Source organism: Arthrobacter sp. PAMC25564, assembly GCF_004798705.1.
GTDB lineage: Bacteria > Actinomycetota > Actinomycetes > Actinomycetales > Micrococcaceae > Arthrobacter.
Window position 1 is genome coordinate 3,869,246 of sequence record NZ_CP039290.1, and the last position, 15,708, is coordinate 3,884,953.

At 66.8% G+C, this 15,708-nt stretch carries 15 protein-coding genes; 10 read left to right on the top strand and 5 right to left on the bottom strand.

Annotation, left to right across the window (positions count from 1 at the left end; translation table 11 throughout):
- Positions 1 to 23: 23 nt before the first annotated feature.
- Positions 24 to 218, bottom strand: a complete 195-nt coding sequence (locus tag E5206_RS17880; RefSeq protein ID WP_136323662.1) for a hypothetical protein — start codon at positions 216 to 218, stop codon at positions 24 to 26.
- Between the two features lie 127 nt (positions 219 to 345).
- Between E5206_RS17880 and E5206_RS17885 the strand changes: the two genes are divergently transcribed.
- Positions 346 to 2,148, top strand: a complete 1,803-nt coding sequence (locus E5206_RS17885) for an SARP family transcriptional regulator (RefSeq protein ID WP_240689822.1) — start codon at positions 346 to 348, stop codon at positions 2,146 to 2,148.
- Between the two features lie 205 nt (positions 2,149 to 2,353).
- Here E5206_RS17885 and E5206_RS17890 read toward each other — a convergent pair whose 3' ends face one another.
- A complete protein-coding gene (locus tag E5206_RS17890; RefSeq protein WP_024365339.1) occupies positions 2,354 to 2,557 on the bottom strand; it encodes a cold-shock protein in 204 nt (67 codons plus the stop codon).
- A 245-nt stretch (positions 2,558 to 2,802) separates the two neighbouring features.
- Between E5206_RS17890 and E5206_RS17895 the strand changes: the two genes are divergently transcribed.
- From E5206_RS17895 to E5206_RS17930, 8 genes are all read left to right on the top strand, one after another.
- Positions 2,803 to 3,240 (top strand): helix-turn-helix transcriptional regulator, encoded by a 438-nt coding sequence (locus E5206_RS17895; RefSeq protein ID WP_136323664.1) that lies wholly within the window; start codon positions 2,803 to 2,805, stop codon positions 3,238 to 3,240.
- A gap of 10 nt (positions 3,241 to 3,250) precedes the next feature.
- Positions 3,251 to 3,652: a VOC family protein gene (locus tag E5206_RS17900; RefSeq protein WP_136323665.1), complete on the top strand. Its 402-nt coding sequence runs from the start codon at positions 3,251 to 3,253 to the stop codon at positions 3,650 to 3,652.
- 121 nt (positions 3,653 to 3,773) lie between these two features.
- Positions 3,774 to 4,040, top strand: a complete 267-nt coding sequence (locus E5206_RS17905; RefSeq protein ID WP_136323666.1) for a type II toxin-antitoxin system prevent-host-death family antitoxin — start codon at positions 3,774 to 3,776, stop codon at positions 4,038 to 4,040.
- An 8-nt stretch (positions 4,041 to 4,048) separates the two neighbouring features.
- Positions 4,049 to 4,432, top strand: coding sequence for a type II toxin-antitoxin system VapC family toxin (locus tag E5206_RS17910; protein WP_240689824.1), 384 nt, complete (start codon positions 4,049 to 4,051; stop codon positions 4,430 to 4,432).
- A 156-nt stretch (positions 4,433 to 4,588) separates the two neighbouring features.
- Positions 4,589 to 6,031 carry a DUF3375 domain-containing protein gene (locus E5206_RS17915; protein ID WP_136323668.1) on the top strand — a complete coding sequence of 481 codons (1,443 nt, stop codon included), beginning with the start codon at positions 4,589 to 4,591 and terminating at the stop codon, positions 6,029 to 6,031.
- Entirely contained in the window at positions 6,028 to 6,684 is a 657-nt protein-coding gene (locus E5206_RS17920) for a DUF4194 domain-containing protein (protein WP_136323669.1), read from the top strand. Before E5206_RS17915 ends, E5206_RS17920 begins: the two co-directional genes overlap by 4 nt.
- Positions 6,681 to 10,073: an ATP-binding protein gene (locus tag E5206_RS17925; RefSeq protein ID WP_136323670.1), complete on the top strand. Its 3,393-nt coding sequence runs from the start codon at positions 6,681 to 6,683 to the stop codon at positions 10,071 to 10,073. The genes E5206_RS17920 and E5206_RS17925 overlap by 4 nt, the downstream gene beginning before the upstream one ends.
- An 82-nt stretch (positions 10,074 to 10,155) precedes the next feature.
- Positions 10,156 to 11,376: a DUF3322 and DUF2220 domain-containing protein gene (locus E5206_RS17930; protein ID WP_168709378.1), complete on the top strand. Its 1,221-nt coding sequence runs from the start codon at positions 10,156 to 10,158 to the stop codon at positions 11,374 to 11,376.
- A 36-nt stretch (positions 11,377 to 11,412) separates the two neighbouring features.
- Here E5206_RS17930 and E5206_RS19795 read toward each other — a convergent pair whose 3' ends face one another.
- Positions 11,413 to 11,541, bottom strand: a complete 129-nt coding sequence (locus E5206_RS19795; RefSeq protein ID WP_276605948.1) for a hypothetical protein — start codon at positions 11,539 to 11,541, stop codon at positions 11,413 to 11,415.
- 79 nt (positions 11,542 to 11,620) lie between these two features.
- On the opposite strand from E5206_RS19795, the gene E5206_RS17935 reads away from it, so the two are divergent.
- The gene (locus tag E5206_RS17935; protein ID WP_136323672.1) at positions 11,621 to 12,688 is read left to right on the top strand and encodes a tellurite resistance/C4-dicarboxylate transporter family protein; all 1,068 of its coding nucleotides are present in this window, start codon (positions 11,621 to 11,623) and stop codon (positions 12,686 to 12,688) included.
- A gap of 22 nt (positions 12,689 to 12,710) precedes the next feature.
- On the opposite strand, the gene E5206_RS17940 is transcribed toward E5206_RS17935, so the two are convergent.
- Both E5206_RS17940 and E5206_RS17945 read right to left on the bottom strand, forming a co-directional pair.
- Positions 12,711 to 13,766, bottom strand: a complete 1,056-nt coding sequence (locus E5206_RS17940) for a 2,3-butanediol dehydrogenase (protein ID WP_136323673.1) — start codon at positions 13,764 to 13,766, stop codon at positions 12,711 to 12,713.
- A gap of 15 nt (positions 13,767 to 13,781) precedes the next feature.
- Positions 13,782 to 15,572: an NAD(P)/FAD-dependent oxidoreductase gene (locus tag E5206_RS17945; protein ID WP_136323674.1), complete on the bottom strand. Its 1,791-nt coding sequence runs from the start codon at positions 15,570 to 15,572 to the stop codon at positions 13,782 to 13,784.
- Positions 15,573 to 15,708: the final 136 nt, after the last annotated feature.

Here is a 15,708-nt window from a genome sequence, read left to right on the forward strand (position 1 = left end):
GCAAACGCCGGCTACCAGCGCACCTACCGGAACCACAACGCCGTCGGGATGCGATTAGGGGAAACTGCGTACGGTTCGCTCGGCAGGTCGCCGGCCGTCCAGGACGCGTTCGAGCGCACTTCGGGGATATGGCCGTGGCCGTCCCTGAGCACTGCGCGGAACGTGGCACCGCCGGAGACCATCACGATTCCGGCCAGCAGGGCTACAAACAGTTCCATTGTGATTCACCTCGGGTGAATATGAGGGTGGATGGGATGAATCCAGTCTGTTCAGGCAGCGTGTGAGCGGCCGTGTGAACCAATTTCCGCCGGACGGCGTCGGAAGCCCGGCGGTAAAATGACTGCTATGGCCGACACCTGGATTCGGCTCCTGGGTCCGCCCCGGATTGAGTCCCCTGAACGGGATTTCCCGCAGCCCCGAGGCCGCAAGGCCTGGGCCGTGCTGGCCTACCTCGCGCTGCAAACGGCCGGCACCAGCCGCTCCCGCACTGCCGCGCTGCTCTTCCCTGACGCCGCGGATCCGCTGGGCGCCCTGCGCTGGAACCTCTCCGAACTGCGGCGGGCCCTCGGCGGGGCAGCGATAGCCGGCGACCCCCTGGGGCTGGCGTTGCAGCCGGACTGGCGCTGCGACGTCGTCGCCCTGGTTGACTCGGCCGGCAGCCGCGACGTCGATCCCCGGAAGCTCGACGGCCAGCTGCTTGAGGGGCTCTCCTTCGCGGATTGTCCCGTTTTTGATTCCTGGCTGGCGGACCAGCGGTACCGGCTCGAGAACTGTGTCCAGTCGCTGCTCTATGACGCCTCCCTGACCGCACTGGCCGCAGGCGCAGCCGGCGAGGCGGTCGAGCTGACCTCGCAGGCGCTGCGCCGGGATCCTTTCAATGCGGACTGCACCGCCGTCCTGGTGAAGGCGCTCGTCGCGCTGGGCGAGCATCGGCGGGCACGTGAGCAGGTCACCAGATGCGGTGAGCTCTATCACCGGGAGCTGGGTCTGCCGCTGCCGGAGGAAGTACGGCGGGCCCTTTCCGATGCGGGCCCGGCGGCGGACCCCGGCATTGCGGCCAACGCGGCAACGGTACGGTCCTATCTCGACGCCGGCGAAGCTTCACTCTCGGCGGGCTCCGTGGACCGGGGGCTGGATCAGCTGCGCGCCGCCGTCGAACTGGCCGGCCGCACCGGTGACAGTCATCTCCTCGCCGAGTCCCTCGTGACGTTGTCCGGGGCGCTGATCCATCAGGCCGGCGGCCGCGGCGCCGAGGTTGCCGATTATTTGCACCGCGCGCTGGCCGCCGTTGCGCCCGACGGCGTCTCCCGGACGGCGGCGGCCGCCTACCGCGAGCTTGGCTATCTGTCCGTCCAGCGGGGCGTCCCGGACCATGCGGCCAGCTGGCTTGACCGGGCGATGCTGGCAGCGGAAGGAATTCCCGACGAGCAGTCACGGATCCTGGCGATCAAGGGCATGTTGGCGTCGGACACCGCGCATTACGCGGACGCCGTGACGGCTTTCACCGCATCCGGGATCCTCGCCGAGGCGGCCGGGAACCGCCGTCAGCAGGCGTTCAGCGGCGCCTTGCTCGGCCGCGTGCAGCTCCTGCGCGGGGAGGTGGAGCAGGCGGCCGCCTCGTTGGACCGGGCCCTGGGCCTGGTCGCGGCGGAACACTGGACGGCGTTCGAGCCGTTTGTGGCCGGCCTGCGGGGCGAGACGTACCTGGCCGCCGGCCGGCTGGAGGAAGCCGCCGCCCTGATTGACCGGTCCTGGGTGATGGCCGACCTTGCCGGCGACCACTGCTACATGGCCCTGGCGGCCGGCGCCGAAGCCCGGCTGTTCCTGGCCCATGGTGATCTCGCTGCCGCCGAACACTGGATCAACCGGGGTCTCGAACCCGCCCCGTGGTATCTCTGGTATTCGGCCCGGCTGCTGGACGCCGCGGCGGAAGTCGCCATCGCCACGCAGTCGCCACGGGCTTCCGAGTTCGCTGAGCGGCTCGGCGCACTGGCCAGCCGCAGCGGGATGCGGGAGTTCGTGGTCCGGGCGCAGTCGCACCGCGCCGTCCTCGGTGACGCGGCCGCCGCCGAGGCGGTGCCGTGGCTCGCGAAGGAGATCGACAACCCCGCGCTGACCGCGTTCCTGGCGCAACGCCACGGCGGTTGAGCCTTTCGAATACCCCGGCGGCCCCAACTGGCTCGCAATTGTTGCCGTTTTCAGGGCTCAAAACGGCAACAACTGCCAGCTACTTGGGCCCGGGCCGCACACCGGGTTAACAAAAGTGGGTTAACAAAAGCAGGGCCCGTCAATGACGGGCCCTGCTCGAAACCTTGCGGCCCCGGACTCAGAAGAGTTAGTTAGAAACTAAGTCTTAGAGAGCCTGGATGTTTACGGCCTGCGGGCCCTTGGGGCCCTGCTCGGTCTCGAAGGAGACCTTCTGGTTCTCTTCGAGGGAGCGGAAGCCGGAAGAGGCGATCGCGGAGTAGTGTGCGAAGACGTCCTGTGAGGAGTCATCGGGGGAAATGAAGCCGAAGCCCTTTTCAGCGTTAAACCATTTGACGGTACCAGTAGCCATTATTTTTTGTCCTTCGTGAAGGTGGAGGAAAAGTCCCGACTTTCGGGTCCTCCGGTGTGGGGTGTTCAAAACCGCTACTTCAGAAGAACAGGGTCTTTCAACCTTGCGTACTGCCTGAACTACGAACTGCATAAACACAACAACAAGATCAACTGTACAGGAGATTGTGGGGGCGGATTACCACTGCGGCCGGCACGGAGGTTTTCCCGAAACCACTGCAGGACGTCAACAACTAAAATGGCGGCATGACACCACAGGAGCTGGCCAACCTGGCGCGCCTGCGCCGGGCCCGGGACCTGATCGACCGCGAATACGCCCGGCCCCTCGATGTGCCCACCATGGCCGCCGGTGCCCTGATGTCCCCCGCGCATTTCTCCCGCCAGTTCAAGGCGGCCTACGGCGAGACGCCGTACAACTACCTCACGACGCGGCGGATCGAACGGGCCATGGCGCTGCTGCGGGCCGGTGCCAGCGTGACGGATGCCTGCATGGAGGTCGGCTGTACCTCGCTGGGCTCGTTCAGCTCCCGGTTCACCGAGATCGTCGGCATGCCGCCCAGCGCGTACCGGGCCCGGGAGCACCACGCGGTGAAGGCCATGCCGTTGTGCATTGCCCGGCAGCGCACACGGCCCGCGCGCAAGCCGAGCAGGATTGAAGAAGCGTCTCCGCGGCCGCTGCAATAGCGTGTGGGACATGAACATTTCTTTGAAGTACGCACACGTCACCGTCAACGATCTCGATGAGTCTCTCGCCTTCTACCGCGACGCCCTCGGCCTGGAAGTCCGGAACGACGTCGGCTCGGACGGACAGCGCTGGGTCACCCTTGGCAGCGCAGCCCAGCCCGACCTTGAGATCGTCCTGTCCCCTCCGCACGCCGGCCGCTCCCAGGCCGACGGGGACGCCATCCAGGAGCTGCTGACCAAGGGCGTTATGCCCATGCTCGTGTTCAGCACGGACGATCTCGACGCCACGTTTGAGGCCGTCCGGGCCTCCGGCGCGGAGGTCCTCCAGGAACCGATCGTCCAGCCTTGGGGCCCGCGCGACTGCGCCTTCCGTGACCCTTCCGGCAACATGGTCCGCTTCAACCAGGCCTGACACAGGAACGACGGCGGGGATGTCGCCGCGGGTGCCCCCAAGGGTGCCGCGGCGACATCCCCGCGTCTTCCGGCGCGGGCCGCTGCTTGCTACGATTGCTACGATTGCTACGGAGGCAGCCATGACAACCATCCCGCACCGCGAACTGCGCAACCAGAGCAGCAAGATCCTTGAGCGCGTAAAAAACGGCGAAACCATCGATGTCACGAACAACGGCGAAATAGCCGCCACCCTGATCCCGCCGTCCTCCTCCCCCTTCGAGCGGCTGCTCCTGGCAGGGCTGGTGCGGCCGGCCGCCGGCGGAGCAGTTGACTTTCAATCCCTGCCGCGGGTCGCGGCGCCCACCAGCACGGCGGAAATCCTGGCCGACCTCCGCGGGGACCGTTGATCATCTACGTGGACACCTCAGCGGTCCTCAAACTTGTAGTGGAGGAGAAGGAATCATCCGCCGCCGCCCGGTACCTCTCCACAGCCGCGGCCCAGGGCGACACGCTCGTGGCGTCCATGCTCCTCTACACCGAGCTGCACTGTGCGGCACACCGGCGCGGTTTTCCCGGCCAGCTGGTCAATGCCGTGCTGGGCGGCATCAACCTGGTGGATCTGGCGCGCCCGGACCTGATGTACGCGGCCGCCCTCCCCGGCGGACGGCGCAGCGCAGACGGCATCCATCTGGCCGTGGCCATCCGGTTGCAGGCCGACGTCCTGGTCGCCTACGACGCCGAACTGCTGGCCGCCGCCGTTGACGCCGGCTTCAACGTCTTGTCCCCAGGGAGCCTGTAGCCGGGTAGCGGCGTCTGAACATGAAGCAATCCGATCGTTGTTCCACCGGAAAATGTCGGCGGTTGAAGGTAGCTTAGGTACAGGGAAACCGGCCAGACCGGGGACGCTGAAGTCAAGCTGCAATCAAGCGGCACGCAAGCCGCAACCAAGGACGCCATGGACTACTACGCGATCAATTCGCTGCGTGAGAACCACGCAGGATGGTCCTTGCTTCGTGCCCAGAATGCCCCGCTCGCGGTGTCGTTTTTTATGGCGGCCTTCACCGGGCCCAACCAGCGCAACATCGGCCGCCAGCAGCTCGTCGACACCCTGGATGATGTGCTGTTCGGCTTGCGGGATGCCTACGGCGAGGACAAATTCCCCCGTCCGGCGTCGGAATACCTCGACGACTGGGCCGCCCCGGAACGGGCCTGGCTGCGGAAGTACTACGTGCCCGGCCAGGACGAGCCGCGCTACGATCTCACCGCCGCCGCAGAGGACGTGGTCCGCTGGGTGGAGAGCCTGCGCGGCCGGGATTTCGTCGCCACCCAGTCACGGCTGACCAGCATCTTCGCCGTCCTCAAAACCCTCGTCCAGCAGTCCGAGACGGACCCGGAGGTGCGCCTGGCTGAGCTCCAGCGCCAGCGGGACGGGATCGACGCCGAGATGCAGCGCATCCGCGACGGAAACGTCCGGGTCATGAGCGTCCCGGAAGCGCTGGACCATTTCCAGCAGCTGACCTCACTGGCCAGGGACCTGCTCTCGGACTTCCGCGAGGTCGAACAGAACTTCCGGAAGCTGGACCGGCAGGTCCGCGAACAGATCGCCACCTGGGAGGGCAGCCAAGGCGATCTCCTGAAGACCATCTTCGCCAACCAGCAGGACATCAACACTTCTGTCCAGGGCCGCACATTCCAGGGTTTCTGGGACTACCTGATGTCCCCGCAGCTGCGCACCGAGCTCCGGGACCTGCTGCAGCGGGCCACGCAGATCGAGGCGCTGTCCGGCGCCGAGAACCTGAGCGCCGTGACCAACCTGCACCAGGACTGGCTGCCCGCCGTCGAACAGACCCAGGCGACGGTCCGCCAGCTGTCCCAGCAGATGCGCCGCCTGCTCGATGACAAGGTCTTCCTGGAGAACAAACGCATCATGCGGCTGATCCGGAGGATCGAATCCGGCGCGCTGGGCACCCGGGAGGCGCCGCCGTCGGGCGTCTTTATGGACGTCGCCGCGCCGTCCGTGGACGTGGCGCTGCCGTTCGAACGTCCCCTCTATGAGCCCAGCCGGAAGGTGATGGTGGACGATGACGTCGTGGCCGCCGATGACACGGACGTGGACGCCGGCGCCCTGTTCAGCCAGTTCCACGTGGATACGGAGCGGCTCAAATCCAACATCGACGCCGTCCTGGCCGACGCGGAGCAGGCCACCCTCGCGGAGATCACCTACGCGTATCCGCTGTCCCAGGGCCTGGCCGAGATCGTCGCCTACTACCAGCTCGCCACCGAGTCGGACTGGGCGGACATCAATCCCGGGGCCACGCAGCAATTGTCCTGGTCACTGCCGGATGGAAGCATCCGCGAGGCGACCATCGACCAGATCATCTTTGGAAGGCCAGCATGAACCGCGAAGCCCAGGCAACGCAGACGGAAACCAGCACACCCGAGGAACTTCCCGGCGTCGTCACCCGGCTCTTCAAGGGCGTGGTCTACGCCGAGGCGGATGAGAAGATCTGGCAGTCGCTGATCGGCCTCGCCTCCCATGTCCGCGACTACGTTGCCGTGCTGGGGCTGGACCTGATCCTGGACGAATCCGAGGGCTACGCGTTCCTGAAGTCGCGCGAGGACCCGGACGGCACCCTCCCCCGGCTGATCCCGCGGCGCCAGCTGACCTTCAACGTGAGCCTGCTGCTCGCCCTGCTGCGCGGCCGGATGCTGGAGTTTGACACCAACTCCAGCGAGCTCCGCCTCATCATGACGGAGCAGGACATCGCGGACATGGTCTCGGTTTTCCTGCCCGAATCGAGCAACGAGGCCCGCATCCTGGACCAGCTCGGTGCCAACATCAAGAAAGTCGTGGAGCTCGGTTTCCTGCGGAAACTGCGCGGCCAGACGGGCACCTACGAGGTGGCCCGCATCCTCAAGGCCTACGTGGACGCGCAGTGGCTGGAGGAGTTCGACGCGCGGCTGGCGGACTACCGCTCCTCGCTCACCGGCGCAGGCGCAGGCGCAGCCGCCGGCGCAGGCACCGAGGCAATGGAAGGGGAAAGCAAATGACGGCCGAGCTGCAGGACAGCCTTTTCAGCCTGGATGAACAAGCGGACGACGCCGGTACTCCCCCGGGCTTCCGGCTGCACCGCCTGGAGCTGCTCAACTGGGGCACCTTCCATCAGGGGATCCGCACCTTCCGGCTGGACGGCGCCAACAGCCTCCTGACCGGTGACATCGGCTCGGGAAAGTCCACCGTGGTGGACGCGATCACCACCCTGCTGCTGCCGGCGAACAAGATCGAGTACAACAAGGCCGCGGGCGCGCAGAAGAAGGAACGCAGCCTGATGTCCTATGTCCGGGGCTTCCACAAGAGCACCCGCAGCACGGGCGGTGAATACTCCAAGCCGGTGGCACTGCGCGGGACGGGAACCCTCACCGTGGTGCTCGGCGTCTTCCACAACGCGGTGCTGGGCAAATCCGTCACCCTGGCCGTCACGCTCTGGGCCATGCAGGAGGCGGGCCAGCCCAACCGGTTCTACTCACTGGCCGAGGCGGACCAGTCCATCGCGGCGGACTTCGCGCACTTCGGCCAGGATCCGGCGAAGCTGAAGAAGAAGCTCCGTGCCGCGGGCGCGGCCGTCCATGACTCCTTCGACCCCTACGCGGCGGCGTTCAAGCGGCAGTTCGGCATCAGCGGGAACCAGGCCATGGAGCTGTTCCACCGCACCGTGTCCATGAAGCAGGTGGAGAACATCACCCACTTCGTGCGCACCAACATGCTCGAGGAAGACGATGTGGCGGCGCGGATCGGCAACCTCATCCACCACTTCGACGATCTGAAGAAGGCGCACGACGCCGTGCTCCGGGCCAAGGACCAGATCGGCCTGCTGACGCCCATAAAGGAGGGCTCCGCCCAGCACGCCCGGCTGAGCCTTGAGGACGAACTCGCCCGGGCACAGCGGGACCAGCTCCACCCCTGGTTCACGGACCAGCGGCTGAAGCTGAGCCTGGAACACCAGGCGGAACTGGAGGGTACCGGAGTCCGGCTGCGGGAGGACGGCAGCAAGCTGTCCACGGCGATCACCGCGCTGCGCCACGACCTCTCCGCAGTCAAGGAGGACATCCGCAGCAACGGCGGCGGCCGGCTGGCCGCCATCGATGCCGAGGCCACGCGCCTCGCCGAGGAATCACGCACCCAGCGGCAGCGCTTCGAGAACTACACCGAAGCGGCCGCCGGCCTGGGCCTGCAGGTCCCGGAGGACCGGGTGCTGTTCGACGCCAACCGCGCCCGGCTCGCCGCGGTGGAAGCGGAGCTCGGCGAGAACTCCCGCGGGCTGCAGGAAAGCCGCACCGCGCTGACCATCGAGCGGACCACGCTCACCGAGCGCGCCGCCGAGATCGGCGCCGAACTGACCAGCCTGCAGTCCCGCCCCAACCTGCTGCCGCGGCCCCAACTGGAGCTCCGCCGTCGTCTGTGTGACGGAACCGGGATTCCGGAAAACGCGCTGCCCTACGCCGGCGAGCTGCTGCGGGTCCGCGACGGGGAAGCCGAGTGGGAGGGCGCCGCGGAACGCACCCTCCACGGCTTCGCGCTCTCCCTGCTGGTGCCCTCCGAGCATTATGCGGCCGTGAGCAAGTGGGTGGATACCAACAACCTCCGTGGCCGGCTGGTGTACCTGAAGATCGGCGAGTCGCATTCGCCCAGGGCAGCCGAACCGGGAACACTGGCGGCCAAAATCGCGATCAAGCAGGGCACCCCGTTCCGCGACTTCCTCCTCGACGAGCTCAGCAGCCGGTTCGACTACTTCTGCTGCGAAAACCTGGAGGACTTCCGCCGCTACCCGAAGGCCCTGACCCTCAACGGCCAGCTCAAGGGCGGCCGCGGCCGGCATGAGAAGGACGACCGCAAGGACCTGGCCGACCGCCGCAACTATGTGCTCGGCTGGGACAACCAGGACAAGGTCACCCGCTTCCTCGCCGAGCAGGATGAGGTCCGGGGCCAGCTCCAGGGCAACACCGCCCGGCTCGGGAAGGTGGACCACTACCTTGGCGCGCTCGGCAGGCAGAACCAGCAGCTCGGCACGGTCCGGTCCGTAACGGATTTCGCCGAGATCAGCTGGCAGCTCACCGCCCGCCGCATCGAGGACCTCAAGACGGAGAAAAGCGAGCTCGAGTCCGCCAGCGATGTCCTGCAGCAGCTGGCCGCCAAGGAGACGGAGATGGCCGGGCGGCTGGGGCGTCTGGAAGACCAGGCGAACAAACTCCAGCAACGCATCGGCGCCAACGAGGAAGCGGCCAAGGAGATCGCCGCCGCGCTCGAGGAGTGCGCGTCCGTGCTGGCTGAGCAGCCCTTGACGGACGACGACGGCGTGCTGGCCGCCGTCGCGAAGCTCGCCGCCGGTGCGCTCGGGGACAAGCCGCTGACGTACAAAAACACCGCGGCGGTGGAAAGCACCGTACGGGCCGGGCTGACGGACATCATCGATGCCCTGGTGAAGCGGATCGCCCGCACGGCGGAAACCACGGTGCGGCTGATGGCCGATTTCCGCAACAGGTACCCGAATGAGACCACCGAAATCGACGCCGCCCTCGAGGCCGCCGGGGACTACAACAAGCTCCTGGAGCAGCTGCAAGACAACGACCTTCCCCGCTTCGAAGCCCACTTCAAGGACTCGCTCAACCAGAACACCATCCACGAAGTGGTGGCGTTCAATGCCTTCCTGGACAGCCGCCGGCAGGACATCGTGAACCGGATCGGCGAGATCAACCTCTCGCTGGCCGGGATCGAATACAACCCCGGCCGGCACATCCAGCTGGAGCACCAGAACAGCACCGACCTGGACGTCCGCCAGTTCGGCATCGACCTGCGGGCCTGTTCGGAAGGGACCATCGGGGACGAGGAGCAGTACTCGGAGCAGAAGTACCTGCAGGTGGCGAGGCTGATCGAGCGTTTCCGCGGCCGGGACGGCTACACCACGCTGGATGAACGCTGGACGGCCAAGGTCACGGATGTGCGGAACTGGTTCACGTTCTCCGCGTCCGAAAAGTGGACCGAGACCGGCGAGGAGTTCGAACATTTCACCGACTCGGGCGGAAAATCCGGCGGCCAGAAGGAGAAGCTCGCCTACACCATCCTCGCCGCCGCACTGGCGTTCCAGTTCGGCCTGGGCTCCGGGCAGGGCGCCGGAAAGAACGCCGGCAACGGCCGCAGCTTCCGGTTCGTCGTCATCGATGAGGCCTTCGGCCGCGGATCCGACGAGTCCGCCCGGTACGGGCTGGAGCTGTTCCAGCGGATGAAGCTGCAGCTGCTGATCGTCACTCCCCTGCAGAAAATCCACGTGATCGAACCGTTTGTGGCCCATGTGGGCTTCGTGGCCAACACCAACGGCGACGACTCGCAGCTGCGGAACATGACCATCCAGGAATACCGGGACGAACGGGACCGGCGTGCCTAAGCGGCGTCCCGAGGGCCCCGAACCGAGCTTGCGAGGTTTGGGGAGGGACCTCCGCGCTGAGCGGCCGGAAAAATGGACGACTTTGGCCGAGCTGCGCGGGCTGTCCCTCGCCGCGTGGTCCCGGAGCCAGCTGCTGCGCGAGCTGCTGGAACCTTCTGGCGCCTATCCGCGGCGCCGTCCGCTGAAACGTCCGACGGCGGCCACTCTCCGGAGTGACTACGCCGCGGCCCGGGCGTGGGCGGCCGAGCTGTTCGCAGCCACGGGTCACTTCAGCCTGGAGACCGCGGAGGTGGGGCGCACCACCATCGGGTCCAACCTGCTGCCGGCCGCGGCGGTGTTCACCTCGGTGGAGGACGAGATTGCGTTCGTGGGCAGATCGAAGGACGCGGCCCGCTTCCGTGGGCTCGCCGACGGGTTGTCCGGGCTGGACGCTGCCTTCCGTGCCTGGGCGCTGAGGCGGCCGCTGCAGCTGCTGGAACTCGGGGCTAACGCGCTGACCGCCGCCCGGGTGGCCCTGTGGCTGCGGGACAACCCGTCGCCGGGAATCTATGTGCGGCAGCTGGGCCTGCCCGGAGTGCACACGAAGTTCGTCGAGAACCACCGGAAAGTCATCGATGAGCTGGCGGCGGAGCTGCGGGCCGGGCCGCCGGTTCCCGCTGACGTCGCGGACGATGGGGACCTCCCGGAGGTGCCGGCAGTGCAGGGCTCCCTGCTGGGCCAGGCTGCGGCACGGACCCCGGCGGCACGCTTCGCCGCGCGGCACGGTTTCCTGCACCCGCCCGAGCTGGTCAGGTTCCGGGCGCTCGACCTCCGGCTGCCCCTGCTCGGCGAGGCGCGGGACCTCACCGTCACCGCCGAGGCGTTCAGCACACTGAGTCTGCCGGTTGAACGAGTGATCGTCACCGAAAACCTCGTGAACTTCCTTGCCCTTCCCACGCGCCCCGACACGCTGGCCATTTACGGCGGCGGGTACGGGTTCTCCTCGCTGCAGGACGCGGAGTGGCTGCGGGACTGTGACGTCCTGTACTGGGGCGACCTGGACACGCACGGCTTCCGGATCCTGGACCAGCTCCGGGCGGTCCACCCTCACGTGGCCAGCGTGCTGATGGACGAGGCCACGCTGTTGGCGCACCGCGATGCCTGGGGCAGCGAACCGTCGCCGTCCCGGGCTGCGCTGACACGGCTGACCGGTGAGGAGGCTGCGCTCTATGAAGCGTTGGGCAGCGGCCAGTTCGGGGAGTCAGTCAGGCTGGAACAGGAGCTGATCCGCTGGGACTGGGCGCTTACGTCTCTTGACCCGTGAGAATTTCGCTACCCGAGCAGCGGTTGGCGAACACCCTCAGAAACTCCACATATGGGGGTGAAAGTTGGGCGCCGCGGTGGTCATGGCGCCCAGGTCGTTGAGCTTGAGGATGTCCTCGGCCGCCTTCTGAAGGTCGTCGATACCGACGTGGGGAGCGGTGTTCATTTGGCCTCCATTGCCATTGACGTTGCGCCCGGCCCGTTCAGCGAAGAAGCCCGAATCAGCAAGCCCTAAGCTGGGTGCCATGACCACTGCCCCTGTGAAACGCAACCCCCTCGGCTCCCGCGTCTCACAAGCCGTGCAGACCCTCACGCCGGGGTACTTCGCCCTCACTATGGCCAGCGGGATCATCTCGGTGGGTCTCGAGCTCGAGGGCTTCGACGCACTCTCAGCCGCACTCCTTGTGGTCTGCGCGGTCTCCTACGCCGTGCTCCTGGTTCTTAGCCTGGTGCGGCTGGCCAGGTTCCGCGCCGACATGCGCCGCGACTTCCTGGACCCCGGCAGGGCGTTCGGCTTCTTCACCTTCATCGCCGGAACGAATGTGCTCGGCGTGCGCCTGGGCATGGCGGGGTGGCCGGGGACGACGGCGGCGCTTTTGGCCGTCGCGGTGCTCGCCTGGGTGGTGCTTGGCTACGTTGTGCCGTGGACCGCCGTGCTTGGCCGGGAGGAACGCCCCGTGCTGAAGGATGCCAACGGCAGCTGGTTCATCTGGTGCGTGGCCAGTCAGTCCGTGGCGGTCGCGGCGGCGTCCGTGGAACCCCTCGCCGGGCCGGACTGGCGCGCGGCCCTGGCGCTGGCCGCCGTCGTCGCCTGGTCGGTGGGGCTCATCCTGTACGCCGCAGTGGGGATCTTCGTCTCGCTGCGGCTCATGACCTACCCCATCCGGGCCGAGGACCTGCGCCCGCCATACTTCGTGGCCATGGGTGCCATGGCGATCAGTGTCCTCGCCGGCGCACGGATCGTAGAAATGGCCGGCGCGCCGATGGCGGATGCGACGCGCGGACTCGTGGCCGGCTCCTCCGTCGTGTTCTGGGCCTTCGCCTCGTGGCTCTTTCCGGTCCTCCTCGCCGCCGGATGGTGGAGGCACGTCATCCACCGCGTGCCCCTGTCCTACGAACCCGGCCTCTGGAGCGTTATCTTCCCCCTGGGTATGTACGCCGTGGCCGGGATCTATCTGGGGCGCGCCGACCATCTTCCCCTCGTGGCGCTGATTGGCCGCACGGAGCTGTGGCTGGCAGTCGCAGCATTCCTCGCCACCCTTGCCGCGATGCTTTGGCACCTGTGGGCAACGCTCGTGCGCCCGCGGCGCTGACGCCCACTCTTTGGTCCTGCGCCTACGGATGCACCAGCACCTTCACGGCCGTGTCCTTGTGGTTGATGAGCGTATCGAAGCCCTGCGCCACGAGGTCCTCCAGCGCGATCCTCCCGGTGATGAACGGCTTGAGGTCCACCTTGCCCTCCTGCACCATCTTGATGACGGCCGGGTGGTCCCGGACGTAGGCGATGGTGCCGCGCAGGTCGATCTCCTTGAGCACCAGCTTCTGCATGTCCACGGTGGCCGGCGCGCCCCAGATGGATACATTGACCACCACTCCCCCGGGCCGGACGGCGGCCAGCATGGTGTCCAGCACCGCGTTCACGCCGGCGCACTCGAACGCGACGTCGGCCCCGGCGCCGCCGGTGAGTTCCAGCACCCGGGCCGGGACGTCCTCCTGGCTGGGGTCAAGCACATGGTCGGCGACGCCGCTGGAGATGGCCTTCTCCTTGCGCGCCTGGGTGAGTTCGCTGATGATCGTGGTCACTCCCATGCCTTTGAGGACGGCCGCGGTCAGCAGCCCGATGGGACCAGAACCGCCCACCAGGGCGACGTCGCCGGCCTTGGCGCCGCTGCGCGCCACCGCGTGGTGGGCCACGGACAGCGGCTCGATCAGGGCCGCCTCGTCAAGGGGGATGTCGCCGATGGGGTGCACCCACCGCTTATCGACCACGATCTTTTCGCTCAGGCCCCCGCCGCCGCCGGAGAGCCCGATAAAGCCCATCTGCCGGCACAGATGGTAGCTGCCCGCCTGGCACATGTCGCAGTCGCCGTCCACAAAATACGGTTCGACGACGACGTTGTCACCCACCGCCAGGCCCTCCACCCCGTCACCGACTCCGGATACCGTCCCGGAAAATTCGTGCCCGAGCGTCACCGGCGCTTCCTCATGGGAGAGCGGGTGCGGGTGCCCCGGAGCGGGGACGAAAATGGGGCCCTCCAGGTATTCGTGCAGGTCCGTGCCGCAGATGCCGCACCAGGCGACGTCGATCTTCACTGCGCCTGCCCGGAGTTCCGGCTCCGGGATATCCTCGATGCGGATGTCCTTGCGGCCATGGAAACGTGCTGCCTTCATGATGGATCCCTTCTGTCAGCGGTTGTGATGGGTGGGCTGCAGTTCGTAAACGGGCGTGTCCAGTCCTTCCATTCGCGCCTTGAGCTGCAGGGCCAGGTATGAGGAGTAATGCCTGCTCTGGTGCAGGTTGCCGCCATGGATCCAGAGATTCGGCACGTTGGTGGGCTTCCACATGTTGCGCAGCTCCCCTTCCCAGGGGCCCGGGTCCTTCGGAGTGTCCGAGCCGTAACCCCAACATCTTCCCACCTGGTCCGCCACTTCGGGAGAGACGAGATCGGCCAGCCAGCCGTTCATCGAGCCGTAGCCGGTGGCGTAGACGATGAGGTCCGCCTCCAGCTCGGTCCCGTCCGCCATGACCACGGCGTTTCCGGTGATCTTGGAGACCTGGCCGGACCGGAGCTTCACCCGCCCGTCAATAAGGAGCTGGGAAGCTCCAACGTCGATGTAGTAGCCGGAGCCACGCCGCAGGTACTTCACGAAGAGACCGGAACCGTCGACGCCGAAGTCCAGGTCGAAACCTGCGGCCTCCAGCTGCGAGTAGAACTCGGCATCGCGCTCGGCCATCTCCTGGTACACCGGCACCTGCGTTTCGGGCAGGATCCGCATCGGCAGTGAGGCGAACAGCAGGTCCGCCTTCTCTGTGGTGACGCCGTTTGCCAAAGCCTCCTCGGAATACAGCCCGCCCAGCGCCAGGTCCATCAGCGATTCGCTCCGAGCGATGTGCGTGGAGGAACGCTGCACCATGCTCACATCGGCGCCGTGCTCCCACAGGTCCGCGCAGATATCATGCGCCGAATTGTTGGAGCCGATCACCACGGCCTTCTTCCCGGTCCAGTCCCCGCCGCCCGGGTGCTGCGAAGAGTGCCTTTGCTCCCCCATGAAGCTCTCGGCGCCGTCGAAGGTGGGGATGTTGGGGTAACCCGAGACGCCCAGGGCGAAGACCAACTGTTTGGGGCGCAGCGTGACGGGTTCGCCGTTGCGGCGGACGTTGACCACCCATTCCTGGGTGTCGTCGTCGAACTCAGCGCCCACGCACTCGGTGCCGGACCAGTAATTCAGTTCCATTATCCTGGTGTAGTGCTCCAGCCAGTCGCCGATCTTGTCCTTCGCCGCGAAGACCGGCCAGTCCTCCGGAAATTGCAGGTAGGGCAGGTGGTCGTACCAGACGGGATCGTGCAGGTGCAGGGACTTGTAGCGGTTCCGCCAGGAGTCCCCCGGCTTCTGGTTCTTTTCGACGACGATCGTCGGAACGCCCATGCGTCGCAGCCGGGCCGCGAGGCCGATGCCGCCCTGCCCGCCGCCCACAATCACGCAGTAGGGCTGCTCGTCGTAGCCGAGCTTCGCCTCCTGCTCTTCCTTCAGCTCAAGCCAGGACCGGCGCCCTTTGACGATTTCTTGGGCAACGCCTTTTTCGCGGCGGGGCCCCTTCTTCTCTTCGAAGCCCTTCAGCTCCTTCATGGTGGTGAGCAGGGTCCAGCACTTGCCGTTCCGCAGCCGGAGGTGACCGTAGCCGCGGGCCGCTCCGGTTTCGAAGGTGATCCAGGCTTCCACAGCGTCGGCGTCGCCCGTGGCGTCCTCGGCCAGGGTCCAGTTGGAGGGCTGCACGCGGTCAAGGGTGGCCTCCAGCATCCGCCGGATATCGGCCTTGCCTTCCAGCGTCTTGAGGTTCCACGTGAAGGCTACGAAGTCCCGCCAGTAGCTTTCGTCCTCGAAGAGCTTTAGTGCTGCGTCCACGTCGCGCCGCTGCAGGGCGTCATCCAATCCCTTAAGCCAAGCCTGCGCGACTGCAGTGGGTGATTCGGTCATGTCCACTCCTTTGTGTGATGGTCCGTCTAGTCGATGGTCCGGCCGCCCTTATTCCGTCCAGAACCCTGCGATATGCTGGGCTGGCGTGAGCTGCATCACCCTAGTGAAACGCAGTGGGGGTTACAGCAGCGTTGCA